This window comes from Streptomyces luomodiensis (genome assembly GCF_031679605.1).
In the GTDB taxonomy this organism is placed as follows: domain Bacteria; phylum Actinomycetota; class Actinomycetes; order Streptomycetales; family Streptomycetaceae; genus Streptomyces; species Streptomyces luomodiensis.
In genome coordinates this window covers 2,931,931-2,957,946 of the sequence record NZ_CP117522.1, presented here as the reverse complement: position 1 = coordinate 2,957,946, position 26,016 = coordinate 2,931,931, and the positions used below count along the sequence as shown (strand labels likewise).

Genomic DNA, 26,016 nt, shown 5'->3' with positions numbered 1-26,016 from the left:
CCACCCTCGCGTCGCCTTGTCCCTCATCGCGCCCTGAGGTGCCGCCGCCGGGGCCTCGCGGCCGCCGCGCGTCCTCACGTGCCGCCGTCCGTCGCGAGTCTGACGATGTCGACCCGCGATCGGATCCCCAGTTTTCGATAGACCCGCGTCAGCGTCGCCTCGACGGTCTTGACGCTGATGAACAGCCGGGCGGCGATCTCCCGGTTGGTCGCCCCCTCCAGGACGAGCGTGGCGACCCGGCGCTCGGTCTCGGCGAGGGTGTCCAACAGCCGTGGCCGCGCCGTCACACCGGCCGCGGGCGGCGCCGACCCGGCCGGTACGGCGGCGAGTTCGGCCGTCGTCCGCTCCAGCCAGGGGTGGGCGCGGGCGCGCCGGAAGATCCGGGCCGCCGCCTCCAGGGCGGTACGGGCCGCCGCCACCTCCCCACGGCCCAGCTCCACCCGGGCCAGCGCCAGTGCGCAGCGCCCCTCCTCGACCCGGTAGCCGAGCCCGCCGAGTCGGTCGCCCGCCGCGCGCAGCGCGCCCGCCGCCTTTCCCGGATCGCCGTGCGCGGCCGTCACCAGCGCCTGCGCGCGGGCCAGCACGGCCAGCACCCCGCCGCGCCCCAGCCGGGTCGCCGACGCCCGGGTGGACTCGATCACCTGGGCGGCCTCCGCGAGTTGGCCGGTGCCCACCAGGGCCTCGGCCAGATCGCCCTGCCAGCGGCCGCGCGCCGGGTCCATCACGCCCTGCCCGCGCTCCAGTTCCCGTACCCGCCGCAGCGCCGTCACCGCGCCCTCGGCGTCGCCGCACACCAGCCGGGCGTGGCCCAGCGCGTACAGATGGCGGGCGAGATAGAGCAGATCGCCGTCCTCCTCGGCGCTGTCCACCGCCTCCTGGGCCAGCGTCAGGGCGCGTGCCACGCTGCCGCCCGCCGCCTCCGCGAGCGCCGTGAGCTGGAGGGCGGGGCCCTCGCCGATCCCGGCGTCGCGCGCCAGCCGCAGGCTGCGGTGGGCCAGTTCGAGGGCGTGGGCGCAGCGGCCGGCCCGCAGCTCCGTCTCGGCGAGCCCGCGCAGGAACAGGATGCGGCTCTCCACGGCCCCGCTCCGCTCGGCCAGCCGGACCAGCGTCCCGACGACGGCCCGCGCCTCGTCCAGCCGATCGCTCATCAGCAGGCAGCGGAAGCGGGTGTGACCGGGGCCGTTGTGGTCGCGGGCCACATGGGGGTCCTGGGGCTCGGCGAGGGCTCTGGCCAGGGTCTGTTCGGCGTCCCGGTGGCCCATCAGTGTCTCGGCCAGCGCCTGGAAGGACAGCGCGAGCAGCTCGGTGCGGCGGTCTTCGGCGAGGGCCGCGAGCCGCGCGGCCTCGGCGGCCTCGGCACGGGCCCGCGGCAGCGAGCCGAGGACCAGCAGGGCCCGCCAGGACAGTTGGTAGTGCAGCGGTGCCAGCAGCCGCGGATCGCCGTCCGCGTCGGCGAGCGCCTGCGGGAAGACGTCGTCCACGTCCGCCATGGCCTGCCCGGCGGAGTCGATCACGGCGATCCAGGCGCGCACCCGGTCGGCGGGGCGTACGGACTCGGCGAGCACCTCGTGCGCGATGCTGCGGGCCACCTCCGGTTCGCCCGCGACCAGCGCGTCCTCGGCCGCCACCAGCCGCCGGGCGTGGGCGGCGGGTGCCGCCTCGGACGGGGTGCGGTCGGCGGCGAGCAACCCGAGCCGGGCGGCCGCCGCGGGCGCCCCGCGCTCCCGGGCCACGGCGGCCGCCCCGGCGAGGGTGCGGGCCACCCGCTCGTCGCGGCCGGGGGCGGCCAGCGCCAGATGGCGGGCCCGCTCGATGAGGTCGGTGGAGGCGGCGGCGAGGGCGGCGTGCGCACCGCGCCGTTCGCGGGGCCCGGCGGCGGCGTACAGGGTGGCGGAGACCAGCGGATGCGTGAACCGCACCACCGGCTCCGTCTCGCCGTCCACGAGGCCCAGCGCGGCGGCCTCGGCCAGCTCCGCCTCGGCGTCCGGGCGCCCGGCCGCCCGCAGCAGCGCGAGGGTGGGGCGGGCGGCGGCGCTGGCCAGCAGCAGGGTCTCCCGGGTGCCGGGGGCGGGGGCGCGCAGCCGGTCGAGGACCAGGGCGCGCAGCCCGGTGGGCACCGGGAGGGGGTCGCAGGGGCGCGGCAGGGTCCCCGACTCGGCCAGGGCGCGGCTCAGTTCGAGGGCGTAGAAGGGATTGCCCGCGCTGGTGCGATGGATCTCCCGGACCACGGAACCGGGCAGGTCCGCGGGTCTTCCGTGGCGTCGCGCCGAGAGCAGCGCGGCCGTCTGCGGATAGGTGAGCGGTGGGACGGGCAGGACGAGCGCGGGCGGGGGTAACGCGCGTAGAAAGTGGTCGATGCCGCCCGTCTCCGCTGCGAGGTGGCCGAGGGGCCGGCCGAAGGAGCGGTCCAGGGGGCGGCTGCGGGGGTGGTCCGGGGAGTGGTGCCCGGCGTCCGTCGGCGGGTCCGGGTCGACGCGGTCCGTCCCGGGGGCGCCGGTCCGTACCGCCGCGATCATCCGCAGCGGCAGTCCGCCCGCCCGGCGGGCCGCGAACGCCAGCAACTCCCGGCTGGGCGCGTCCATCCACTGGAGATCGTCGGCCACCAGCAGTACCGGCGCCCGCCCGGCCAGCGTCCGGAGCACCGACAGCACGGCCAGCCGCAGCGCCAGTCCGTCGTGGTGGTCGGCCGGGCCGCGCCGCCCGGTGAGCGCCGCGTCCAGGACGGCGCGCTGCGCGGCGGGCAGCGCGCCGGACGCCTCGTCGGCCACCGGTCCCAGCAGATCGATGAGGGACAGGAACGGCAGTTGACTCTCCGACTCGGTCGGTGAGCAGCGCAGCACGAGCCGCCGCCCGCCGTCCGCGCCCTCGGCGGCGAGTGCCCGCAGCACGGTGGACTTGCCGATCCCGGCGGGACCGGGAAGCAGCAGGCTGCCGCCCCGGGCCAGCTGTTCACGCCCTCGTGCCAGCAGCTCACCGCGTCCGACCACGGGTTCCGGCTGTTCGCCGTACCGCTCCACGGGCCTCGCCCCCTCCCCTGCCTCCTGTGCGCGTGCCCGTACGGCGGCCGATGGCGAACCGTACGCCATCGACCACGAATCCGACATCTACCTATAAACCAAGGCGAGGCGCACAATGGTGGTGCGGTGTTTTTACCGCACTGCGCGGTCAGACTTGCATGGATCGAAGGAGGCGAGTCGAATGGCCGACGTCTCACGCGCGAGAGGTGATCTTACGGGCCACCCCGACGTGTCCGAGATGCGGGAGCGCTACGCCCGCATGATGGACGCGCGGGACGTTGTCTTCCTCGACGGGCCGGTGCTTCTCGCCGGTCTGTACTTCGCCATCTCTCCATGGGTGGTGCACTTCTCGGGCACTAGCCCCAACCTCATGGTCAACAACCTCATTCTCGGTGTCACCGTCGCCCTGCTGGGGCTCGGACTCACCACGGCACCGAGGAGGATGTACAGCCTGTGCTGGGCCATGTCCGCGATCGGTGTGTGGATGATCATCTCCCCCTGGGTGGTCGCCCGGGGTCCTGATGCCGGGATGATCGTGAACAATGTCGTCGTCGGCGCTATCACCTGCCTGTTCGGGCTGATCGCAGCCGGCATGGTGATGCGGAAGGGCAGGGAGACCTGACCGGACGCTGAACCACCCCACCGCCGCACATCGGCGAAGGCCGCCCGCCGTACGACCCCGAGGGGCGTACGGCGGACGGCCTTGGTGCGGCCGGTCCCGGGCGATTCGGGTGCGGCCGGTCCGGGATGATCCGGGTGCGGCCGGCCCCGGACGATCCGGGTGCGGCCGGTCTCAGCCGATCGGCTCGGGCAGCGGGACCACGTCGTAGGCGCATTCGATGGTCTCGCCGGTGGCCGGGTCGCCCAGCTCCACCCGCCACCGCTCGGCGAACTGGTCCACGCCCTCGGCCATCGGGATGGTGCCGGAGATCAGCACGGTCCCGGGCACCAGGTCACCGCGTTCGCGCAGCACCTCGACCCAGTAGGCGGGGGGCAGCAGCTCGGCCAGGGTGCCGCTCTGCACCTCCGTCTCGGTGCCGTCGTGGGTGACCCAGGCGCGGAGGGTCAGATCGTCGAGGCGGGGTGCCACATCGGCCAGCCGCCAGGCGCGGGCGGCGAGCACATCGGGGGCCGCGTTCTTGCTCCAGGCCACGCCGTGGACCTCCAGGGCCCGGTCGGTGTGGTCGCAGGCGGCCGTCAGCAGCAGCTCCCCGTCCGCGGCCACGACCAGCGCCCACTCGGCCTCGCCCGAGGTGCGGGCGTGCTGGACGCTGACCCGGCCGGTCTGCTGGGCGAGGTAGGGGGAGACCGGGTAGAGGGCGGGCGTCACGGAGGGTGCGGGCACGCCCAGCTCGGCGAGCTCGGCGACATGGGCGGCCACGTCCTCCTGGCTGCGTCCGGCGTAGCCCGCGTTGAGCACCTGGGTGACCCGCACCTGCTGGAGGGAGCCATCGGGGAGCTCGAAGGTGAGCGAGGGCTGGGCGGGCTGTGAGGGCTGCGACGGCTGCGTGGTCATGGGTGGTGCTCTCCAAGGGCGCGGTGGGGCGATGTGCGGTTGCTGTGTGTGGATTCGAGTGCGATTTCTACGGTTTCCGCGGTTTCCGCGGTTTCCGCGGTTTCGAAGCGGTTAACTTCCTCCAGAGGGGTTGCGCATACGCTTGGTATACAACAAGTATGCCGGAAGGTCGAGCGCTTACCCTGGCCCCTCACCGCACCACCCCCGTCAACCTCACGCACCACCTCGAGGACGGAACATGCAGCACACCGCATCCAGCGCACCGCCGCCCCGGGCCGACCGGTCCGGGGTTCGCCGCGCCTTCGTCGCCAGCCTCACCGGCACCGCCCTGGAGTGGTACGACTTCGCCGTCTACTCCGCCGCCGCGGCGCTGGTCTTCGGCGACCTCTTCTTCCCCTCCAAGGACCCCTTCACCGGCACCCTGCTCGCGTTCTCCACCTACGCCGTCGGCTATGTCTCCCGGCCGCTGGGCGGCTTCGTCTTCGGCCGGCTCGGCGATGTCATCGGCCGCAAGAAGGTGCTCATCGCGACGCTCGTGCTCATCGGGGCCGCCACACTGCTGATCGGGCTGCTCCCCACCTACGCCACGGTCGGCGTCGCGGCCCCGGCCGCGCTGGTGCTGCTGCGCTTCGCGCAGGGCGTCGGCGTCGGCGGTGAGTGGGGCGGTGCGGTGCTGCTGTCCAGCGAGTTCGGCGATCCGCGGCGGCGCGGCTTCTACGCCTCCGCCGCACAGATCGGCCCCCCGGCGGGCAATCTGCTGGCCAACGGCGTCCTGGCCGGGCTGGGCGCGGCGCTGACGGAAGACCAGTTCATCAGCTGGGGCTGGCGGGTGGCGTTCCTGCTCTCCGGCGCCCTGGTGGTGTTCGGCCTGTGGATCCGCGCCAAGCTGGAGGAAACGCCGGTCTTCAAGGCCATGGAGGCCGCGCAGGACCGGCCGGAGGCACCGCTGCGCGAGGTGTTCACCACCCAGCCGAGGGCGCTGACCGCCGCGATCCTCAGCCGGGTCGCCCCCGATGTGCTGTACGCGATGTTCACCGTCTTCGTCCTCACCTACGCCACCGAGGAACTCGGCATGTCACGGGGGTCGGCGCTGACCGCCGTGCTGATCGGCTCCTCGTTGCAGATCGTGCTCATCCCCCTGGCCGGGGCGCTCTCGGACCGCGTCAACCGGCGGCTGCTGTACGGGGGCGCCGCCGTGGCCGCCGGTGTCTGGCCGTTCCTGTTCTTCCCCCTGGTCGCCGGTGGCAATTGGGCGCTGCTCACCCTCGGGGTCATCGGCGCGCTGGTGATCCACTCGCTGATGTACGGGCCGCAGGCGGCCTTCATCGCCGAGCAGTTCTCCCCGCGGCTGCGCTACACCGGCTCCTCGCTCGCCTACACCCTGGCCGGGATCATCGGCGGTGCGATCGCGCCGCTGCTCTTCACCACGCTGCTCGGGACCTATCACGCATGGGTGCCGCTGGCGCTCTACATCGCCGTCACGGCCGCCGTCACTGTCGTCGGACTGTGTCTGGGCCGCGACGCGTCCGGTGCTCAGCGGGAGGAACCGGAGCCGCTGCCGGCCGGGGACCGCCCCTCCGCCACGGTCGGCTGAAGCCGGGCCGGGCCGGGCGACCGGCCCGGCCGGGGCGGAACTCGATCTCCGCCACGTGGCGCCGGACGGCGCATAGTGGACCCAACAACCCATGGAAGAGAGGCCGCACCCCTGATGCGCATCGCACTGAGCCAGATCACCACCGGTCCGGAGCCGGAGCAGAACCTGGCCCTCCTGCGCGAGCAGACGGACCGCGCGGCGGAGGCCGGCGCCCGTCTGGTGGTGTTCCCCGAAGCGGCGATGGCCTGCTTCGGCATCCCGCTGAAACCGGTCGCCGAACCGCTGGACGGCCCCTGGGCCACCGAGGTCCGGCAGATCGCGAAGGATGCCGGGCTGGTGGTCGTGGCCGGGATGTTCACCCCGGCGCCGGACGGCCGGGTGACCAACACCCTGCTGGCCACCGGCCCGGGAGTGGAGACCTCCTACGACAAGATCCATCTGTATGACGCCTTCGGCTTCGCCGAGTCCAAGACGGTGGCCCCGGGCTCGGAGGTGGTGACCTTCGACCTCGACGGGGTCCGGATCGGCCTGGCCACCTGCTATGACGTACGGTTCCCCGAGCTCTTCCGGGCGCATGCCGACGCGGGTGCGGTGCTCTCCGTGCTGCCCGCCTCCTGGGGCGCGGGACCCGGTAAGCGCGAGCAATGGGAACTGCTGACCCGGGCGCGGGCACTCGACGCCACCGTATGGCTGGCCGCCGTGGGCCAGGCCGACCCGGCGGCGTCCGGCCGGACCACCACGACCTCCGCCCCCACCGGTATCGGCCACAGCGCCCTGATCGGCCCGGACGGCACCGTACGGGAGCGGCTGGACGCGGGGCCGGGACTGCTGGTCGGGGAGGTGGACACCGAGGAGGTCACCGCCGTACGGCGCAGCGTGGCCGTCCTGGACAACCGCAGGCTGGGCGTACGGCCATGAGCGGCACCGGCGGGGCCAAACCCGAACTCGAGTTCCACCTGCCCTCCGCGCCCTGGCGACGGCCGCCGGGCGCGGTCCCCGGGGTCAGCGAACAGATCCTGGCCGTGGACGGGAGCGGCACCCACACCACCGCCCTGGTGCGCTGGGAGCCGGGGACGGACACCTCCCCGTCCGGGGTCGTCCGCCACGACGGCTGGGAGGAGGTCTATCTCCTCGAGGGCAGCATGCGCGATCTGACGCTGGAGAAGACCTTCTCCCGCGGCTTCTACACCTGCCGGCCACCGGGGATGCCCCACGGCCCCTGGGTCTCCGAGGAGGGCGTCACCATGCTGGTGATCACCTATCCGGAGGTGACGGCCGGGCGCTGACTCACCCGGCGAGCAGCACCTTCAGCGTGGTCTCCAGATGGCAGCTGATCGCGGCCCGCGCCGCCGCCACGTCGCCGGAGGCCACCGCGTCCAGGATCGCCTGGTGCTCCACCAGCACCGCCTCCTGGCGGCCGGTCTGGTTGAACAGGGCCACCACGCCCGCCCGGATCTGCCGACTGCGCAGTCCGTCGTAGTGCCGGTTGAGGAGTTCATTGCCCACCGCGGCGACCATGGTCGCGTGGAAGAGGTGGTCGACGGCGATGAACTCCTTGGCCTGCTCCGGCCCCATCAGCCCGCGCTGCCGCTCCAGCAGCTCCGCCAGCTTCCCGACCGGCACCGTGCCCGCCTCGATGGTCTGCTCGGCGGCATGGCGCTCGACGATCCCGCGCAGCTCCATCAGTTCGGTGATCTCCCGGCCGGAGAGCGGGGCGATATGCGCGCCCCGCTTGGGGACCAGCTGGACCAGGTCCTCGGCCGCCAGCAGGAGCAGGGCCTCGCGGATCGGGGTCCGGGAGATGCCGATCCGGTCGGCGATCTCCTGCTCGGTGAGGAACCTGCCCTGCATGTCGGGATCGGTCAGCACGGTCTCCTTGAGGAACGCGTACGCCTTTTCTCGTCCGGACTGCGCTGGCACTGGGCCCCCATGCTGCTTCGCATACAACTCGTATACGAAAATTACCACGGACCGGGGGACGCGTCGGGGATCCAGGAGCCGTGGATGCCCGCGGGGACGCGGTGGGGGAGTTCCACGGTGGCGACGGGGGCGGCCGTGATGTCCTGGGCGTCCAGGACGATCAGCTCGGAGGCGTCGCGGCGGAGGTCGCTGACGATGGTCAGCAGATAGCCGTCGTCCTCGCCGCCTCCTCCGCTCCCGGCCGCGGGCACGAACACCGCCTCCCCCGGCATCCGGCCCGGCCCCGTCGGCGCGATCTGCCGGGCTCCGGTGGCCGTGTCGTACTTGACCAGCGCGTACTCCTCCAGGCCGGCCCCGGGGAAGGCGACGGCGTAGGCATAGCGGCTGGGCCGCCCCAGCACGCTGTCGTTGATCGTGGGGAACTCGGTGACCAGGTCGTCCAGCGGCTCCTCCCGCACGCCGCCCGAGGCGGGGTCGAGGATCCAGCGGTGGCGCAGGGAGCCGACCAGCGGGACGGGGGCGTGGCCCGGGGCGCCCGTCCACCACTTCCAGGAGGTCTGCCATGCGGTGCGGTCGTAGCGCGGCCCCTCCACGACGATGCGGCCCGCCGCGTCCTCGTAGGCGTTGGCGATGTGCAGCAGGGCGCCCGGCTCCACCTCGCACCAGGTGACCCGGGGCGGCCCGGTGCGCGGCATGACCCCGATGCGCGGCCGGTAGCGGTCGGACCAGCGGTAGGGGATGCCGGAGCGCTCGGCGGGGTCGAAGACCACCGGCAGGTCCAGCCAGACCACGAAGTGCTCGGTCAGCCCGAAGTCGTGCATCAGCGAGGGCCCCGCACCCTCGATGGTCTCCTCGCGGACGATGCGGCCGTCGCGGGACGCGACGTAATAGACGAGATAGGGCGGTAAGGGGGAGTACGAGAAGAAGTGCAGCTCCCCGCTGACCGGATCCTCCTTGGGGTGCGCCGTCATGGCCCGGGTCAGCTTTCCCCCGAAGTCGTAGGCGCCGACCGTGGCCAGCTCGGGGGTGAGCTCATAGGGGAGGTTCGCCTCCTGGAGGGCCAGGACGCGGCCCGCATGCTCGATCACATGGGTGCCGGCGACGCTGGCGGTGAGATCGGCCGCACCCTCCGCCCCCTCGGCCGTGCTCGCCGCCGCGGCCCCCGCACCGCCCGCGGCCGCCTCCACGGCGTCGTGGAGGGCCGGTGTCCGCACCCAGCGGTTGCGGTACCACTCCGCTCTTCCATCGCGCAGCCGCACTCCGTGCACCATGCCGCTGCCCTTGAACCAGTGCGACGGCACCACCCCGGGCACGGGATTGTGGCCGTTGCGCAGGTAACGGCCGGTCAGCTCGGGCGGGAGGGAGCCGTGGACGGTGAGCCCCCAGGCCGTCGCCTCCAGCGCCAAAGGGGCGTAGTGGCCGCTGACATAGGGCTTGCCGCTCATCGCGCGCCCTCCTCGCCGCCCCGGCGGGCACCCTGATCCGCCACCAGGACCACCTTTCCGGCGACGGTGCCGGACTCGGCCAGCCGCATCGCCTCCGCGGCGTCGGTGAGCGGAATCCTCGCCGCCACCAGCGCGGTCAGCTCGCCGCTCGCCAGCAGCGCCAGCACCTGCCCCAGGTCGGCGCGGATCCGGGCCTGGTAGGCCGCCCGCCGCCGCCGTCCGGCCCAGAGGTTGAAGAAGTGCGCCCGCCGGCCGTTCGGCAGCAGGTGCCACAGGGCCAGCCGGGCGAGCAGCTTGAGCACCGGGGCCCGGGACGATCCGGGGACGTCCCGGGTGGCCGCCGTGCCGTAGGAGACCAGCGTGCCGCCGCGGGCGAGCAGCCGGAAGGAGTCGACGATGCCCTCGCCGCCGACATGGTCGAAGACCGCGTCGACCCCGCCGGGCGCCAACGCGCGCACCCGGCCGGACAGATCCCGGTCGCGGTAGTCGAGCGGGGTGGCGCCGAGGGCGCGCACCGCGTCGTGATGGCGGGGTGAGGCGGTGCCGATGACCTCGACGCCCGCGAGACGGGCGAGCTGGACCAGGGTGGAGCCCACCCCGCCGTTGGCCCCGTGAACGAGCACGGTCGCCCCGGGGCGCACCTTGGCCACGCGGTGCAGCATCTGCCAGGCCGTGATCCCGTTGACCACCATCGTCTCGGCCTCCGCCGAACCGACCCCGTCGGGGACCTCCACCAGATCGCCCGCGTCGAGGACGGCGTGGCTGGCCCAGCCGCCGATCTTCGTGAGCGCCGCGAACCGGCGCCCCCGCAGGGCCGGATCGACCCCGGGGCCGGTGGAGACCACCGTGCCCACCAGGTCATAGCCGGGCACGAAGGGGAACGGCGGCTGGTCGTAGTACTTCCCCCGGCGCATCTGCTGCTCGGCGAAGGAGACCCCCGACGCCTCGACGGCCACCAGCGCCTGCCCGGGACCGGGCTCGGGCAGCGGTCGGGTGCGGAGCTGGAGCCCCTCCGGCTCCACCCGGCCCGGCAGAACGACTTCGGTGAGCATGGTTGACCTCGGTTCTCGTAAGGGCTTCTGGTTCTTGTGAGGACTTCTCGTCTCCGTAAGAACTTCTAACCAAACAATGAACCTGTTACTCTCGGAGTGTCAAGTGCGAAGTCGACGATCCGTACGAGAGGCGCGTCCATGGCGACAGCACGGCGAGAGCGCTACCGCAAACAGACCCGGGAGGAGGCCAAGGCCGTGGCCCTGGCCCAGCTGGCCCAGGCGGGCACGGCGGGCATCTCGGTCAACGCGATCGCGAAGGAGATGGGCATGACCGGCCCCGCGCTCTACCGCTATTTCGCCAGCCGGGACGAGCTGCTGACCGAGCTGATCACCGACGCCTACCGCGATCTGGCCGAGGCCGCGGCCCAGGCCGTCGCCGACGCCGCCCCGGCCGATCGCTTCCGCGCCCTGGCCCGTACCCTGCGCGACTGGGCGAAGCGGCAGCCCGACCGCTATCTGCTCATCTTCGGCACCCCGGTGCCCGGTTACCAGGCACCGCCGGAGACCACCGAGATCGCGGCCGGGCTGATGCGGACCATCCTCGACGCCTGTGCCACCGCCGGGAGTGCCGCCACCGGCAGCGGCGGCGCCGGGAGCAGCGGGCAGCCCCTCACCGAGCTCGAGGCCGAGCTGGCGCGCCATCTGGAGGGCGCGGGTCCCTGGGTGTCCGGCGAGGAGCCCGGCGGCGAGCTGAAGGGCCGTGCGCTGCGCACCTGGACCCGGCTGCACGGCGTGATCAGCCTGGATCTGCAAGGCCAGTTCACCACCATGGGCTTCGATCCCTCGGTCCTCTTCGAGGCCGAGATCGACGCCCTGATGCGGGGCGGCTGAGGCGCCCCGGTCCGAGCTGCCCGTCCGGCGCGCCCGGCGCACACTGGAAGAACACCGGAGCGCACGGGTGACCGGAGGGCGCGATGGAGGAGCACGCTGAGTTCGACGTGGTCGTGGAGATCCCGGAGGGGTCCCGCAACAAGTACGAGATGGACTTCGAGACCGGCCGCATCCGGCTGGACCGGATGCTGTTCACCTCGACGAAGTACCCGGCCGACTACGGCTTCATCGACCACACCCTCGGCCAGGACGGCGACCCGCTGGACGCCCTCGTCACCGTCGCCGAGCCGACCTTCCCCGGCTGTGTGGTCCTCTGCCGGGCCATCGGCATGTACTGCATGCGTGACGAGAAGGGCCCGGACGAGAAGATCCTCTGCGTCCCGGCCCATGACCCGCGCTATGCCGGTGTCCAGGACATCGGGGACGTCCCCGAATTCGACCGGATGGAGATCACCCACTTCTTCGAGGTCTACAAGGACCTCGAGCCCGGCAAGTCCGTCGAGGGCTCCCACTGGGAGGGCCGCGACCGGGCCTACGCCGAAATAGCCGCCTCCCGCGCCCGAGCGGCCGAAACCGAAGTCGGCCGGCTCCGGCCCCCCTGACAAGCCGGACAAGCCGGCCTCGACGCATCATCGAGCGAATCGGAACCTCACTCCGCTTCAGGCTGTGGAACCCTGTTCCGTGAGCCAACCCGATGACGGAGGGAGCCGGTACGGTGAACGACAGCGACCGCGGCGCGGGCCAAGCGGCCCGGCCCAAGCGGGCGGACGCCCGGCGCAACCAGGAGGCCCTGCTCGAGGCGGCCGCCGCCATCTTCGTCACATCGGGCGTGGAAGCGCCGGTGCGCGACATCGCGGCCAAGGCCGGTGTCGGGACGGCCACGATCTACCGCCACTTCCCGACCCGAGCGGATCTCATCATCGCCGTCTACCGGCACCAGGTGGAGGCCTGCGCCGAGGCCGGTCCGGCCCTGCTGGAGACCAGCGCGACTCCGCACGCCGCCCTGGGGCAGTGGATCGACCTCTTCGTCGACTTCCTGGTCACCAAGCACGGACTCGCCGCCGTGCTCCAGTCCGACAACGCCGGCTTCGACGCGCTGCACGCCTACTTCCTCGACCGCCTCGTGCCCGTGTGCACCCAACTGCTCGACGCCGCGGCCGCCGCCGGCGAGATCCACTCCGATCTGAGGGCCTACGAGCTGATGCGCGGCGTAGGGAACCTCTGCATCGGCGCGGAGAGCGACAGCCACTACGACGCACGTCGACTGGCTCAGCTCCTCATCGCGGGACTGCGCCGGCCGCACTGACCGCCGGCCGCCTGAGCATCAAGTCCTAAATGTGCATAGATGTCCCATGTGCGGGTAACCCCGGGGTGTGTCCGGCAAGACGTCGCGATGGGGCACGGTGGTGCTGTCCATCCTCGTCGCCCTGGCGGCGGTGGTGCTCACCGCCGGGGGCGCGCGTGCCGAAACGGACGTGGACAAGATCGGCAAGGCGTTGCGCAGCAACCCGGTGTACGTCGATCCACGAGCCTCCGCCGCGCTGAGCGCCGCGCAGGCGCGCGACCTCGCGGGACACATCCGTGCCGCCGGGGTGCCCGTCTACGTCGCCGTCCTGCCGGACGACCCCGCGTACGGCGGAGAGCGCGTCTTCGGGCGGCTGCGCGCCGCCGTCGACCGCCCCGGCGTCTACGCGGTGGCGCTGGGCTCCTCCTTCGGAGCGGCCTCCGACACCTCGGTGCTGCCCGGACGCACCTCGCAGGCGCTGGCGGAGCGGAACCTGCGGCAGCATCCGCGCGACCTCGCGGCGGTCCTGGACGGCTTCGTGGCCGACGCGGCGGCGGCGATCCACGACCGGACCGGCCAGGGGACCGGCGGCGACCGGGGCGCGCGGGACTCCACCGGCCTGTCGGTGGGGGACGCGGTGGCGGTGCTGATCGTCCTGGCCGCCGTCGGCGGAAGCGGCCTCTACATGCTGCGGCGCACCAACAAGCACCGCCGTGAGCGCGAGCGGACCGAGCTGGAGCAGGTGCGCGGCGCGGTCGAAGAGGACATCACCGCGTACGGCGAGAAGCTCGGCCGGACCGGCTTCGACCCCGCCGACCCGGCGTCCACCCCCGAGATGGCGGAGGACTACGGCCGCGCCCTGGACGCGTACGACGAGGCCAAGGCCAGGTCGGCCGCCGCCCGGCGGCCCGGGGACATGCGGCCGGTGACCGAGGCGCTGGAGGAGGGCCGCTTCGCACTGGCGATGCTCGACGCCCGCCGCGAGGGCGGCCCGCTGCCCCAGCGGCGCCCTCCGTGCTTCTTCGACCCGCGGCACGGACCATCGGTCCGGGACGTCCCGTGGGCGCCCGCGGGCGGCACTTCGCGCTCCGTCCCCGCCTGCGCCGCCGACGCCACCCGCATCGACGACGGCCTCGAGCCGGACGCCCGCACCGTCCCCGTCGGCGGCGACCGGCGACGCCCGTACTGGGAGGCCGGTCCCGCCTACGGACCCTGGGCGAGCGGGTACTTCGGCGGATACGGCTCGATGCTGCTGCCCGGACTGCTGATCGGCACGCTGCTGGGCGGATCCCTCGGCCCCGGCTACGACACCGGTGACTTCGGCGGCGGCTTCGGCGACGGCGGGGACGGCGACGACTTCGGCGGTGGCTTCGGCGACGGCGGCGGCTTCGACGGTGGTTTCGGCGGCGGCTTCGGGGGAGGCTTCGGCGACGGCGGCTGATCTCCGGGGCTGGATGCGCGGAGTGTGCGCGGTGTCCCGGCGGTGGGGGACGCGCGCCGTGTGAGGTGAGCGATGTGCGCTGGGGGAGCCGCCGAGCGCTGCGCTATCCGGGGTAATTCGGCGGCACCTCTATGGCATTGGCGGCGAGCCGCGCGCCTACTGGTGCTACAGACCGGTGGGTTCCCCATCTGCCGGGGGACGGCGACACGGGGATGTCCCCGCGTGGATCGCCGTATGTGCGCACCCCCTAGCCTCCGATGCACCGCCGCGCCCCGCTCCGGGCCTGCGTGGCGGGCGAGGCCCACCAACCTCACCTCACTCGGAGGGCCCAACATGACCACGCCCACGACCACGCCCACGATCACCCTGGTCACGGTGACCCCCACTCCCGCGACGGCCGGACAGTCGGTCACCCTCACCGCCACCGTGATCCCACTGGGTACCGGAACCCCCACCGGTACCGTCACGTTCGTCGTCACCGGCGGCCCCACCCTGACCGGGACGCTGTCGGGCGGGACGACCTCGGTCACCGTCCCCGCCGGGCTGAGCGTCGGCGCCCACGCCGTCCTCGCCAACTACAGCGGTGACACCACCTTCGCCCCCTCCAGCGGTGTTGGCGCCATCATCGTCATCCCATCGGCGACCACGACGTCGGTGACCTCCTCGCCGGACCCCTCGACGGTGGGCCAGTCGGTCACGTTCACCGCCAACGTCACCCCGATCGCACCCGGGTCGGGCGTCCCGACCGGGACGGTCACCTTCTTCGTCGGCGGCTCCGGCGGCGGTACGTTCGTCCAGCCGCTGTCGGGCGGTACGGCGACGCTGTCGCTCAGCAACCTGGACGCCGGTACCCACCTGGTGGTTGCCCTCTACAACGGCGACACCAGCTTCCTGCCGTCCTCCGGCACCGACACCCAGACCGTGAACCCCTGACCTGACGCACCGAGCCCCCGCCGCCGCCCATCGGGCGGTGGCGGGGGCTCGGCGAAGACCGCGAGCTTTTCGCTCACACGTCGACTCGCACGTCTTACACGTCGAAGTAGAGCTCGAACTCGTGCGGGTGCGGACGCAGCTGGAGCGGCGCGATCTCGTTGGTGCGCTTGTAGTCGATCCAGGTCTCGATCAGGTCGGAGGTGAAGACACCGCCCTGGAGGAGGAACTCGTGGTCGGCCTCGAGGGAGTCGAGGACGGCCGGGAGGGAGGTCGGGACCTGCGGAACGCCCGCGTGCTCCTCGGGGGCGAGCTCGTAGAGGTCCTTGTCGATCGGCTCGGCCGGCTCGATCTTGTTCTTGATGCCGTCCAGACCCGCGAGCAGCAGGGCCGAGAAGGCCAGGTACGGGTTGCCCGAGGAGTCCGGGGCGCGGAACTCGACGCGCTTGGCCTTCGGGTTGGAGCCGGTGATCGGGATACGCATCGCGGCGGAGCGGTTGCGCTGCGAGTACACCAGGTTGACCGGCGCCTCGAAGCCCGGGACCAGGCGGTGGTAGGAGTTCACCGTCGGGTTGGTGAAGGCCAGCAGCGACGGAGCGTGCTTGAGGATGCCGCCGATGTAGTAGCGGGCGGTGTCCGACAGGCCCGCGTAGCCCTGCTCGTCGTAGAAGAGCGGGGAGCCGTTCTGCCACAGCGACTGGTGGACGTGCATGCCCGAGCCGTTGTCACCGAAGATCGGCTTCGGCATGAAGGTCGCGGTCTTGCCGTTCTTCCACGCGACGTTCTTGACGATGTACTTGAAGAGCTGGAGATCGTCGGCGGCCGCGAGCAGCGTGTTGAACTTGTAGTTGATCTCGGCCTGGCCGGCGGTGCCCACCTCGTGGTGCTGGCGCTCGACCTGGAGGCCGGCCCGCTCCAGCTCCAGGGAGATCTCGGCGCGCAGGTCGGCGAAGTGGTCGACCGGCGGAACCGGGAAGTAACCGCCCTTGTAGCGGACCTTGTAGCCGCGGTTGTCCTCCAGCGCACCGGTGTTCCAGGCGCCCGCCTCGGAGTCGATGTGGTAGAAGGCCTCGTTCGACTTGGTCTCGAAGCGCACGCTGTCGAAGACGTAGAACTCCGCCTCGGGACCGAAGTACGCGGTGTCCGCGATACCGGTGGAGGCGAGGTACGCCTCGGCCTTCTTGGCGATGTTCCGCGGGTCGCGGCTGTACTGCTCACCCGTGATCGGGTCGTGGATGAAGAAGTTGATGTTGAGGGTCTTGTCCCGGCGGAACGGGTCGACCCGCGCCGTGGAAAGGTCCGCGCGCAGGGCCATGTCCGACTCGTGAATCGCCTGGAAACCGCGGATCGACGAACCGTCGAAGGCCAGCTCCTCGTTCGGGTCGAACGCCTCCGCCGGTACGGTGAAGTGCTGCATGACGCCGGGAAGGTCACAGAATCGGACGTCGACGAACTTGACGTCCTCGTCCGAGATGAACTTCCGAGCGTCGTCGGCGTTCTGGAACATCCAACTCCTCCTAGCCCGGCCGCGGGGGGACGGGGATTCGTTCGGTCGCGCGGTCCTGTGCGGTGGCGCGCTTCGCCGACCATAGGCAGCCGGGATTTCCCGTGCATGACCCATTTGTTTCACCCAGGTTAACCGGCTCAGGGGTGGTTGCGGGGGCTTCGCGGCAGGTGAATAGGCGCCGCACGGGATCGGCGGAAGCCGATGGGGAGGGGCCCGGCCCGGGAAACGTATGCGGTCGCAGTAACGTGGACGGGTGGACAAGAGGCAAGCAATCGGATCGTGGCTTTCCGGGCCCCGCGCGGCCGCCGAGGACATGGGTGTCGAATTCGGCTACCGGGGAGAGGGCCTCGGGCTTCCCGAGAGCGGACCGGGCGCCATAGCGCCACTGGGGCGCCGCTTCGGGGCGCTCTTCATCGACTGGGCCCTGTGCCTCCTCGTCTCCTACGCCCTGCTGTCCGGCCGCGATGCGCGGGCCGCCGGGAACTGGGCCCTGCTCGTCTTCCTGGTGCTGAGCCTGATCACCGTGGGCACCGTCGGCGCCACCCCCGGCAAGCTGCTGCTCAAGCTGCGGGTCATCGGCGAGGGCGGAGTGCGGCTGAGCCTGCCGCGGGCCGTCCTGCGCAGTGTGCTGGTGGTGCTCGTCATCCCGGCCGTGGTCTGGGACCGCGACACCCGCGGACTGCACGACCGGCTCTCCCGCTCGGTGCAGATCAGGGTCTGAGGCCCGCCCCGCGCGGATCGCCGAGGCCCACCCCGCGCAGGTCGGCCGTCCGGCTTTCGATTACATACAATGCGCGGATTACATACGACCCGTAAACGCACAGAAACGGCGGCCCGGAATCGATATCCGGGCCGCCGTCTCGTATGCGTAGTCCGTGCGGTGACGGGGAGTGCTCAGCGCCCCTTCGGCATCCGCATGCCCTTCGGCATCGGGCCCTTGGGAATCGGCATGTTGCTCATCAGGTCGCCCAGTGCGCGCAGCCGGTCGTTCACCACCGTGACCTGTGCGCCCGGCAGCACCCGGGGAAGCTTCAGCAGTGTGGTGCGCAGCTTCTTGATCTCGACCTGGCCCTCGCCGGAGCCCACGATCACATCGTGGACCGGAACGTCCGCGACGATGCGCGCCATCTTCCGCTTCTCGGCGGCCAGCATGCTCTTGAGCCGGTTCGGGTTGCCCTCGGCGACCAGCACGATGCCCGCCTTGCCCACCGCGCGGTGGATGACGTCCTGGTTGCGGTTCATGGCCACCGCGGGGGTCACCGACCAGCCGCGGCCCACGTTCTCCAGCACCGCCGCCGCCGCGCCCGGCTGGCCCTCCATCTGTCCGAAGGCGGCCCGCTCGGCACGGCGGCCGAAAATGATCGCCATCGCGAGGAAAGCCAGGACGAAGCCCAGGATGCCAAGGAAGATCGGGTGGCCGATCCAGAAGCCGATCGCGAGAAGGACACCGAAGGTGACAATCCCCACGCCGGCGACGACAAGACCGACCTTCGAGTCGACCCGCTTGGTCATCTTGTAGGTCAGGGCGATCTGCTTCAGCCGCCCGGGGTTCTCGGATGTTTCCTTCCTCGCCATACAGCGAAGTTTACGTGGCTTGGGAAGCCCCGGTGGACACGGCCTCCAGCACATGTTCCGCCTCGTGCCGGTCCTTGGCCCGGCGGCGGTCCTCGAGCACCGCCGTCCAGGCGTTGCGGCGGGCGGTGCGCTGCCCGCCGCGCAGCAGCAGGGCCTCCAGGACGAGGAGCGCGTCGGTGACGGACGGGCGTACGGGCGCAGCCGGCATGGGTACCCCTCGGAAGCGGCGGATGATCGTGACGCACAACCTATGAGCGGTGCGTGGCTTAATCGTTACCCAATGGTGTTACCAGTGCGTGACTGGGCGGTCAAACACCGATGAATCCCCGCTGCGGCCCGTATGACGCCCGTGACCTGCGACGTTGTCGGAGCCTTCGGACATGTGTGTGCCCGCAATCACATAACGTGTTGCTCACACCGGACGAAGGCGGTGACGGACGGTGACCTCAGACCGCCTGGGAGGCCACCGCGACATTGCGCCGCTCGATGGCCTGCTGGTACAGACGGCCGGCCCGGTACGAGGAGCGGACCAGCGGCCCGGACATCACACCCGCGTAGCCGATCTCCTCCGCCTCCTCCTTCAGCTCCACGAACTCCTGGGGCTTGACCCAGCGCTCCACCGGGTGGTGCCGGGCGGACGGCCGCAGGTACTGGGTGATGGTGATCAGCTCGCAGCCCGCGTCATGGAGGTCCTGAAGCGCCTGGCTGATCTCCTCGCGCTCCTCGCCCATGCCCAGGATCAGGTTGGACTTGGTGACCAGACCCGCCTCACGCGCCTTGGTGATCACCTCGAGCGAGCGCTCGTAGCGGAAGCCGGGGCGGATCCGCTTGAAGATCCGCGGAACCGTCTCGACGTTGTGCGCGAGCACCTCGGGACGGGCCGAGAAGACCTCGGCGAGCTGCTCGGGGACCGCGTTGAAGTCCGGGATCAGCAGCTCCACACCGGTGTCCGGCATCAGGGAGTGGATCTGGCGCACGGTCTCCGCGTACAGCCAGGCGCCGCCGTCCTCGAGGTCGTCACGGGCCACACCGGTGATGGTCGCGTACTTCAGCTCCATCGTGCGTACGGATTCGGCCACCCGGCGCGGCTCGTCCCGGTCCAGCGCCTGCGGCTTGCCCGTGTCGATCTGGCAGAAGTCACAGCGCCGGGTGCACTGGTCGCCGCCGATGAGGAAGGTCGCCTCGCGGTCCTCCCAGCACTCGTAGATGTTCGGACAGCCCGCCTCCTGGCACACGGTGTGCAGGCCCTCCCGCTTCACCAGGCCGTGCAGCTCGGTGTACTCGGGGCCCATCTTCGCCCGGGTCTTGATCCACTCGGGCTTGCGCTCGATGGGGGTCTGGCTGTTCCGGACCTCCAGGCGCAGCATCTTGCGTCCGTCGGGTGCGACTGCGGACACGTCCGGCACTCCTCTTTGCTTGGCTCTGCTGGGCGGCTCGGCGCGGCGAGTTTGCCGGCGGGATTGTGGGTCGTCGGCGGTCACCAGGGTACGCCCGTGGTTCGTACGGATTTACGTCCAGGGCAACCGAAGGCAGCCAGGACGCATTCCCGCCGCAGGGCCGGACCGCCCGCGACGGCGGGGAAGGCCAGACCCGCGGCGGCGGGGGAGGGTCAGACCGCCCGCGGCAGCGGCACGGAGGACTCCAGGACCTCCCGCAGATGCCGCTCGACGACCGGGACCACCTCGGCCACCGGTACGTCCCGGCCCAGCTCCTCCGAGAGCGAGGTCACGCCCGCGTCCCGGATGCCGCACGGCACGATCCGGTCGAACCAGGTGTTGTCCGGATTGCAGTTGAGCGAGAAGCCGTGCATGGACACGCCCTTGGCGATGCGCACCCCGATGGCGGCGAGCTTACGGTCCTCACGGCGCTGCCCGGCGTTGGACGGGGCGTACTCCGGGCCGTTCAGCCGCGGGTCGAACTCCTCGTCCGCCAGCCGCGGGTCGAAGTCCAGCTTCAGCCCGCCGAGCGCGGGGCGCTGCTCCACCGGGTCGCCCAGCACCCACACCCCGCTGCGGCCCTCCACCCGGGTGGCCGCCACGCCGAACTCCGCGCAGGTGCGCAGCAGCGCCTCCTCCAGGCGGCGGACGTGCGCGATGACGTCCACCGGGCGCGGCAGCTTGAGGATCGGGTAACCGACCAGCTGACCGGGGCCATGCCAGGTGATCTTGCCGCCGCGGTCCACGTCCACCACCGGGGTGCCGTCCAGGGGGCGCTCACTGTCGGCCGTGCGCCGCCCCGCCGTGTAGACCGGCGGATGCTCCAGCAGCAGGCAGGTGTCGGGGATCTCGTCCGCGAAGCGGGCGGCGTGCACCCGGCGCTGCTCCTGCCACGCCTCCTGGTAGTCCACGGCGTCCGCCCCGAAGCCCAGGTGGACGTAGGCCAGTGCCGGTGAACCGGGGACCGGCCCCGGGGAAGACGTGGTCACGGCGGTCACGACAAGCTCCTTCTCGGCCCGCGTTCGATGAGGTGGCGACGCCTCGCGGCGACGCCTCAGCCACTGTACGACCGTGTGCCGTTACGTCCTCACTCGGCTCGTTCTCACACGATCGGATGAATGGAGCCCGACGGGCGCGATCAGCCCTCGAGCGGCGGTTACATTCGCGCCGTTCCACAGAGCGATCAGGGAGACCGGCAGGCTGATGACGGAACAACCCCCGCAGCGCATCCCCAATCGTCAGCTCGCCGCGCTCATCGCCGAGGCGGGCTTCTCCAACGCAGGGCTCGCCCGGCGGGTGGACCAGCTCGGGCTGGAGCACGGTCTGGACCTGCGGTACGACAAGACATCGGTGACGCGGTGGCTGCGCGGACAGCAGCCGCGCGGCACCACCCCGGCGCTGATCGCCGAGGTGTTCACCCGGCGCCTCGGACGCCGGCTGACCGCCCAGGACCTGGGCCTGGACGCGTGTGCGCCGGTCTACGCGGGGCTGGAGTTCGCCGCCACCCCGCAGGAGGCGGTGGACATCGTCAGCGGGCTGTGGCGCAAGGACTCCGGCAGCCATGCGGAGCTGCGGAAGATCGCCTTCACCCCGGCGGGGCTGGTCGTCCCCAGCCGCGACTGGCTGATCGGCCGGCCCGACGACCGGGTGGCGCGCGGTGAGCCGACGGCGGGCGGCCCGACGGGCGGCCCGGCTCCCGGGCCGGGGCTCGCCCCCGACCGGAGCCGGGCGCCGCTGCCCCGCCAGCGCCGGCCCGACCGCGACCGGCGCGCGGCGGGTCACCGGGTGACCTCCGGCGACATCGCGGCCCTGCGCTCGGTCGGCGAGCTGTTCGGCGCGCTGGACCAGACGTACGGCGGCGGGCACGCCCGGCAGGCCCTGGTGCGCTACCTCGAGCACGAGGGCGAGCCCATGCTGCGCGGCACCTACAACGAGGCCACCGGGCGGCGGCTGTTCGGCGCGATCGCCGATCTGACCCGGCTGGCCGGATGGACCTCGTACGACATCGCCGCGCACGGTCTGGCCCAGCGCTACTTCGTCCAGGCGCTGCGGCTGGCCCAGGCGGCCGGCGACCGTCCGTACGGCGGCTATGTGCTGGTGACGATGAGCCGCCAGGCCGTCTATCTGGGCCACGGGCGGGAGGCCGTGCAGCTGGCCCGGGTGGCCCAGCAGGGAGTGGGCGGCGGCGCCCCGCCGGTGCTCCAGTCGCTGCTGCACGCGGTCGAGGCGCGCGGCCACGGCATCCTGGGCGAGGTGCGCGCCTGCACCGCCTCCCTCGCCCGCGCCGAGCGGGCGCTGGAGGCGGCACGGCCGGGGGACGAGGTGCCGTACTGGGCCCGGCTCTTCGACGAGGCACAGCTGGCCGACGAGTTCGGCCACTGCCACCGCGATCTCCAGCAGTACCGCGCCGCCGCCCAGCACGCCGAGCGCGCCCTGCGACTGCGCGGCGCCGGGTTCGCCCGCAGCCGGCTGTTCTGCCGGGTGGTGCTGGCGACGGCGCGACTGGGCCTCGGCGAACTGGAGCAGGCGTGCCAGCTGGGAGCGGAGGCGGCGCAGCAGGCGTCGGAGATGCGCTCGGTGCGGGCGCTGGAGTACGTACGGGACTTCGAACGCCGCCTGGAACCGTACCGGGACGCGGCGGCGGTACGGGGCTACCGGGAGCGGGTGGCGGCGCTGGGGTAGCGGGCGGGGCCGGTCGGCTCGGGCGCGCGGCCGGCGGTTGCTGCGTCGGTGTCCGGGCGGGGTGTGGCGCGCGTCGGCGCCCCGTGTCGCGGCTGTGGCGGCGCTGGGGTAGCGGGTGGGGCCGGTCGGTTCGGGCGTGTTGTCGGCGGTTGCCGCGTCGGTGTCCGGGCGGGGTGACCGGTTGGCTCGGGCGCGCGTCGGTACCCCGTGTCGCGGCCGTGGCGGCGCTGGGGTAGCGGGCGGGGCCGGTCGACTCGGGCGCGCGGCCGGCGGTTGCCGCGTCGGTGTCCGGGCGGGGTGTGGCGCGCGTCGGCACCTCGTGTCGCGGCTGTGGCGGCGCTGGGGTAGTGGGCGGGGTCGGTCGGTTCGGGCGCGCGGCCGGCGGTTGCCGCGTCGGTGTCCGGGCGGGGTGTGGCGTGCGTCGGCACCCCGTGTCCCGGCCGTGGCCGGGCCGCTGACCGGGGCGGCCGGGCCGACCCCGGGGTCCGTCTCGGGCCGGGCGCCGCTGCCCGGGGTTCGTCTCGGGCCGGATGCCGCCGCCCGCCGCCCGGGGCCCGGTCGGCCCCGAGGGGGGCGGCGGATCAGGCCGCCGCGGCGGGCAGGGAGCCGGAGCCGGTGCCGGAGCCCGCGTCCATCCCGGAGCCCGGAGGTGCGCCGAAGTCGCTGAGCACCGCGCGGGCGGCCCGCCGGCCGGAGGCCAGGGCGCCCTGCACCGTGCTGGAGTCCCGGTGGTCGCCGCATACGTACAGCCCCGACAGCAGCCGCACCGGGCGGCGCGGATCGTGCGGGGCGGGCATGGCCGGGACCGCGTACGGGTCGTGGTGCGCGGCCAGCAGCTCCCAGTCGGCCGTCGACGTCCCGTACACCGCCGCCAGTTGGGTCCTGACGGCCCGGTCGAGCTCGGCGGTCGGCAGCGCGGCGGCGGTGCCCAGCACCGTGGAGGTGATCAGCACCCGGCCGGGCGGGGTGCGCGAGGGGTCGACCTCGCTGGCCACCGTGGTGTGCGCGACCGGGCCCCGGCCGCCCGCGGCGAGTATCAGCGCGGGCTCGCGCAGCGGCGGCCGGCCGGCGGTGTGGTGCACCACGGTGATCGGGTGGAAGGCCGGCACCCGCAGTCCGGGCAGGAGTTCCGCCGCGTCATGCGCTCCGGTGGCCACCAGCACCGCACGGCAGCCGATCTCGCCGTGTTCGGCGGTGGCCACGGCGGTGGTGGAGGCCGATACGGCCCGGACGCCCGTACGGACCGTCCCCGGCGGCAGCGCGGCCGCCAGCAGTTCGGGGACGGTGGACGCGCCGCCCGCCGGGAGGCAGAGGCGGCCGCGTGCGTAGCCGCGCAGCGCGAGGTCGGCGCAGCGGCTGGAGGTGGTGAGGTCCGGGTCGCTGAGCAGCGAGACGAGCAGCGGACGCAGCACCCCCTCGACCGTACGAGCAGGTAGGCCCCGCCCCCCCAGGGTCTCGGAGACCGGCCGGTCGGGGCGGGCGAGCAGGCGGTCCGCGGGCAGGGCGGCGAGCCTGCCGAGCGCGGCACCGAGTCGGGCCTGGTCGAGCCCGCTGCCGAGCGGCGCGCGGGCGGCGTTCGCGAGGGCGCGTGCCGTGGTGAATGCGCCCCTCATGCTCCGGGGCGTGTCCACCCGTTGCGTACGGCCCTCGCTGTGGACCAGCACCCCCTGGGCGAAGGGGCGCAGGGCGAGGGCGCCGAGCCCTGGAGTGCGCCGCAGCTCCGGGAACGAGGTGTTCATCAAATGGCCGGTGCGATCCAGCCGGAAGCCGTCGACGGTGTCGGTCGTCATCCGTCCGCCCACGCGGGGCGCGGCCTCCAGGACCGTGACCGCCACTCCCGCGGCGGTCAGCCGATGAGCCGCGGCCAGCCCCGCGAGTCCGGCGCCCACGATGACGACGTCCGTGCGGTGCGCGTGCTCGAGCACGTGTCCTCCCCGAGGTCGGTGCGTCCGTCACGGGGGCTGCTGCCCCGACCGGCGGCCCGGATGCGTACCGTCCCGCCCAACCTCTCGGCGGGACGGTACTTGACAGTACGGACAAAAACGGTCGATGCCAGACGCGCATCGACCGGGCACGGGCGCACGCCGGTCGCACACTGCCGCTGGGGGGTGCGCGACCGGGGCCCGAGGGGTACGCGACCGGGGTTCAGAAGGTGCTGGACCGGGGTTCGAGAGGTGCTCGACCGGGGTTCGAGGGATGCGCTACCGGAACCCGAGGACCGTCAACTCTCCTACGCCAGCGCCGCCTTGATGGCATCGTCCACTCGCGGGTGGGCGAAGGAGAAGCCGGAGTCCAGGAGGCGGCGGGGGACGGCCCGGACGCTGCCGAGGACATCGCCGGACATCTCACCGAGCGCGATCCGGAGGGCGGGGGCGGGGACGGTGAAGAGCGTGGGGCGGCGCAGCACGCGGCCCATGGCCGCCGTCACCTCGCGGTTGGTGACCGGTGTCGGCGCGGTGAGGTTGACCGGGCCGGTCAGCTCGGGCGTGTCGAGGACATGGCGCAGCGCGGCGATGTGGTCCCGCAGCGCGATGAAGCTCCAGTACTGGCGGCCGTTGCCCATCCGCCCGCCGAGCCCCAGCTTGAACAGCGGGAAGAGCCGGCCCCACGCCCCGCCCTCGGCGGAGATCACCAGACCGGTCCGGGCGAAGACCGTACGGATGCCCGCCTCCTGCGCGGCGGCCGCCGCCTCCTCCCACTCCTGGCAGAGATCCGGGAGAAAACCGTGGCCGGGGGGCGCACTCTCATCGACCGCGCGCTCCCCGGTGTCACCGTAGAACCCGACCGCGCTCCCGCTCACCAGCACCCGGGGCGGAACGTCCAGCGAGGCGATCGCCTCGGCGATGGCCGCCGTGCCCAGCACCCGGCTGTCCCGGATCTCCTTCTTGTACGCCTCGGTCCAGCGGCGGTCGCCGACGCCCGCGCCCGCGAGATGGACCACGGCGTCACAGCCCATCAGCCCGGCGGTGTCCACCCACTGCCGTCGTGGGTCCCACCCCACCTCGTCCTCCGCCCGCGGCGGGCGCCGCACCAGACGCACCACCTGGTGGCCGTCCTCGCGCAGCGAGCGGACGAGAGCCGTGCCGATGAGCCCGGACGAGCCGGTGACCGCGATACGCATGGCACCATCCTGCCCTCGATCATCCGGAGGGATGTCGTGTCCGTGCCCGTCAGGCCCGGAACCGCTCCCACAGCTGGGGATACCGCTCCGCCAGTACCGCCTCGTTCTCGAAGTCGCCGGGCTCCCCGATCGGTTCACCGGGCGCGGGAGGGATCTCCAGCGCCGGCAGAGGAGCCCCGGTCAGCCGCTCATACGCCTCGTCCGCCGCGAACCCCAGGTCCTCGCAGTCGCCGTCCACCTGGTCGTCGAAGTCCTCCAGCAGTTCGGCGAGCGCGTCCGGATCGTGCAGCGCGCCCTCGAAGACCTCCCGCCCCTGGCCGATCAGCCAGTAGCGGAATGACTCGAAGGCGTCGTCGTCGACCCCGCCGAGCAGCACCCACGCGGCGCCCCACAGATCCCAGCGGTACGCCCGGTTGGAGCGGGCCTCGAAGTGCCGGGCGAAGTCCAGCACCGCGTCGGGGTCGAGCTGTGACAGCTGCTCGACGAGCAGGTCGGACTGGTCCTCGGGGTCGCCCTCCGCGGCCTCCCGAGCGCTGTCGACCAGCCCCCAGAACTCCGTCTCGTCCATCATCACGGGATCAGGATCGGCCCTCCCGCGCACCCCCGCACGCGGAGCGGGCCGGACGCGGCCCTCTCGCGATACCGGACAGCAGGTGTCGGGTTT

24 protein-coding genes are annotated in these 26,016 nt (G+C 72.7%); 11 read left to right on the top strand and 13 right to left on the bottom strand.

The window, feature by feature from the left end:
• Nucleotides 1-74: 74 nt before the first annotated feature.
• Entirely contained in the window at nt 75-3,086 is a 3,012-nt protein-coding gene (locus tag PS467_RS12720; protein WP_432280739.1) for a helix-turn-helix transcriptional regulator, read from the bottom strand.
• 112 nt (nt 3,087-3,198) lie between these two features.
• Here PS467_RS12720 and PS467_RS12715 point away from each other — a divergent pair, with 112 nt between their 5' ends.
• Nucleotides 3,199-3,639, top strand: coding sequence for an SPW repeat protein (locus PS467_RS12715; protein ID WP_268971592.1), 441 nt, complete (start codon nt 3,199-3,201; stop codon nt 3,637-3,639).
• Nucleotides 3,640-3,810: 171 nt separating this feature from the next.
• On the opposite strand, the gene PS467_RS12710 is transcribed toward PS467_RS12715, so the two are convergent.
• Nucleotides 3,811-4,533 carry a DUF2848 domain-containing protein gene (locus PS467_RS12710; RefSeq protein WP_311035355.1) on the bottom strand — a complete coding sequence of 241 codons (723 nt, stop codon included), beginning with the start codon at nt 4,531-4,533 and terminating at the stop codon, nt 3,811-3,813.
• 238 nt (nt 4,534-4,771) lie between these two features.
• On the opposite strand from PS467_RS12710, the gene PS467_RS12705 reads away from it, so the two are divergent.
• The 3 genes from PS467_RS12705 (at nt 4,772) to PS467_RS12695 (ending at nt 7,413) form a co-directional block, all read left to right on the top strand.
• Complete coding sequence (locus PS467_RS12705; protein ID WP_311035354.1) at nt 4,772-6,127, top strand: MFS transporter; 1,356 nt, start codon at nt 4,772-4,774, stop codon at nt 6,125-6,127.
• Nucleotides 6,128-6,241: 114 nt separating this feature from the next.
• A complete protein-coding gene (locus PS467_RS12700) occupies nt 6,242-7,045 on the top strand; it encodes a carbon-nitrogen hydrolase family protein (RefSeq protein WP_311035353.1) in 804 nt (267 codons plus the stop codon).
• On the top strand, nt 7,042-7,413 hold the full coding sequence (locus PS467_RS12695; protein WP_311035352.1) for a cupin domain-containing protein: 372 nt from the start codon (nt 7,042-7,044) through the stop codon (nt 7,411-7,413). The genes PS467_RS12700 and PS467_RS12695 overlap by 4 nt, the downstream gene beginning before the upstream one ends.
• Nucleotide 7,414: 1 nt before the next feature.
• Here PS467_RS12695 and PS467_RS12690 read toward each other — a convergent pair whose 3' ends face one another.
• Genes PS467_RS12690 through PS467_RS12680 form a run of 3 tightly spaced genes read right to left on the bottom strand, consistent with a single transcriptional unit; the run spans nt 7,415 to nt 10,544 of the window.
• A complete protein-coding gene (locus PS467_RS12690) occupies nt 7,415-8,047 on the bottom strand; it encodes a GntR family transcriptional regulator (RefSeq protein ID WP_268971587.1) in 633 nt (210 codons plus the stop codon).
• Between the two features lie 41 nt (nt 8,048-8,088).
• The gene (locus tag PS467_RS12685) at nt 8,089-9,492 is read right to left on the bottom strand and encodes a carotenoid oxygenase family protein (protein ID WP_311035351.1); all 1,404 of its coding nucleotides are present in this window, start codon (nt 9,490-9,492) and stop codon (nt 8,089-8,091) included.
• Nucleotides 9,489-10,544, bottom strand: a complete 1,056-nt coding sequence (locus PS467_RS12680) for a medium chain dehydrogenase/reductase family protein (protein WP_311035350.1) — start codon at nt 10,542-10,544, stop codon at nt 9,489-9,491. Before PS467_RS12680 ends, PS467_RS12685 begins: the two co-directional genes overlap by 4 nt.
• A 138-nt stretch (nt 10,545-10,682) precedes the next feature.
• Here PS467_RS12680 and PS467_RS12675 point away from each other — a divergent pair, with 138 nt between their 5' ends.
• From PS467_RS12675 to PS467_RS12655, 5 genes are all read left to right on the top strand, one after another.
• Nucleotides 10,683-11,375, top strand: a complete 693-nt coding sequence (locus PS467_RS12675; RefSeq protein WP_311035349.1) for a TetR/AcrR family transcriptional regulator — start codon at nt 10,683-10,685, stop codon at nt 11,373-11,375.
• 83 nt (nt 11,376-11,458) lie between these two features.
• On the top strand, nt 11,459-11,977 hold the full coding sequence (locus PS467_RS12670) for an inorganic diphosphatase (RefSeq protein WP_311035348.1): 519 nt from the start codon (nt 11,459-11,461) through the stop codon (nt 11,975-11,977).
• A 113-nt stretch (nt 11,978-12,090) separates the two neighbouring features.
• Nucleotides 12,091-12,681, top strand: a complete 591-nt coding sequence (locus tag PS467_RS12665) for a TetR/AcrR family transcriptional regulator (protein ID WP_268971582.1) — start codon at nt 12,091-12,093, stop codon at nt 12,679-12,681.
• A gap of 67 nt (nt 12,682-12,748) precedes the next feature.
• Nucleotides 12,749-14,101, top strand: a complete 1,353-nt coding sequence (locus tag PS467_RS12660; protein ID WP_311035347.1) for a hypothetical protein — start codon at nt 12,749-12,751, stop codon at nt 14,099-14,101.
• Between the two features lie 333 nt (nt 14,102-14,434).
• Nucleotides 14,435-15,034 carry an Ig-like domain-containing protein gene (locus PS467_RS12655; protein ID WP_311035346.1) on the top strand — a complete coding sequence of 200 codons (600 nt, stop codon included), beginning with the start codon at nt 14,435-14,437 and terminating at the stop codon, nt 15,032-15,034.
• 94 nt (nt 15,035-15,128) lie between these two features.
• On the opposite strand, the gene glnA is transcribed toward PS467_RS12655, so the two are convergent.
• Complete coding sequence (gene glnA / locus PS467_RS12650) at nt 15,129-16,538, bottom strand: type I glutamate--ammonia ligase (protein ID WP_268971579.1); 1,410 nt, start codon at nt 16,536-16,538, stop codon at nt 15,129-15,131.
• Nucleotides 16,539-16,791: 253 nt separating this feature from the next.
• On the opposite strand from glnA, the gene PS467_RS12645 reads away from it, so the two are divergent.
• On the top strand, nt 16,792-17,259 hold the full coding sequence (locus tag PS467_RS12645; protein ID WP_311035345.1) for an RDD family protein: 468 nt from the start codon (nt 16,792-16,794) through the stop codon (nt 17,257-17,259).
• 173 nt (nt 17,260-17,432) lie between these two features.
• Here the strand turns inward: PS467_RS12645 and PS467_RS12640 are convergent, their stop codons facing one another.
• From PS467_RS12640 to lipB, 4 genes are all read right to left on the bottom strand, one after another.
• Complete coding sequence (locus tag PS467_RS12640; RefSeq protein WP_311035344.1) at nt 17,433-18,113, bottom strand: DUF4191 domain-containing protein; 681 nt, start codon at nt 18,111-18,113, stop codon at nt 17,433-17,435.
• A 10-nt stretch (nt 18,114-18,123) separates the two neighbouring features.
• Complete coding sequence (locus PS467_RS12635) at nt 18,124-18,321, bottom strand: SCO2195 family GlnR-regulated protein (protein ID WP_268971576.1); 198 nt, start codon at nt 18,319-18,321, stop codon at nt 18,124-18,126.
• A gap of 238 nt (nt 18,322-18,559) precedes the next feature.
• Complete coding sequence (gene lipA, locus PS467_RS12630) at nt 18,560-19,510, bottom strand: lipoyl synthase (protein ID WP_268971575.1); 951 nt, start codon at nt 19,508-19,510, stop codon at nt 18,560-18,562.
• A 212-nt stretch (nt 19,511-19,722) separates the two neighbouring features.
• On the bottom strand, nt 19,723-20,547 hold the full coding sequence (gene lipB, locus PS467_RS12625; RefSeq protein WP_311035343.1) for a lipoyl(octanoyl) transferase LipB: 825 nt from the start codon (nt 20,545-20,547) through the stop codon (nt 19,723-19,725).
• A gap of 205 nt (nt 20,548-20,752) precedes the next feature.
• Between lipB and PS467_RS12620 the strand changes: the two genes are divergently transcribed.
• Nucleotides 20,753-22,231: an NsdA family TPR-like regulatory protein gene (locus PS467_RS12620; RefSeq protein WP_311035342.1), complete on the top strand. Its 1,479-nt coding sequence runs from the start codon at nt 20,753-20,755 to the stop codon at nt 22,229-22,231.
• A 581-nt stretch (nt 22,232-22,812) separates the two neighbouring features.
• Here the strand turns inward: PS467_RS12620 and PS467_RS12615 are convergent.
• The 3 genes from PS467_RS12615 to PS467_RS12605 form a co-directional block, all read right to left on the bottom strand.
• Complete coding sequence (locus tag PS467_RS12615; RefSeq protein ID WP_311035341.1) at nt 22,813-24,156, bottom strand: NAD(P)/FAD-dependent oxidoreductase; 1,344 nt, start codon at nt 24,154-24,156, stop codon at nt 22,813-22,815.
• A gap of 305 nt (nt 24,157-24,461) precedes the next feature.
• Nucleotides 24,462-25,352 (bottom strand): TIGR01777 family oxidoreductase, encoded by an 891-nt coding sequence (locus PS467_RS12610; RefSeq protein WP_311035340.1) that lies wholly within the window; start codon nt 25,350-25,352, stop codon nt 24,462-24,464.
• A gap of 49 nt (nt 25,353-25,401) precedes the next feature.
• The gene (locus PS467_RS12605) at nt 25,402-25,923 is read right to left on the bottom strand and encodes a DUF4240 domain-containing protein (RefSeq protein WP_311039835.1); all 522 of its coding nucleotides are present in this window, start codon (nt 25,921-25,923) and stop codon (nt 25,402-25,404) included.
• Nucleotides 25,924-26,016: the final 93 nt, after the last annotated feature.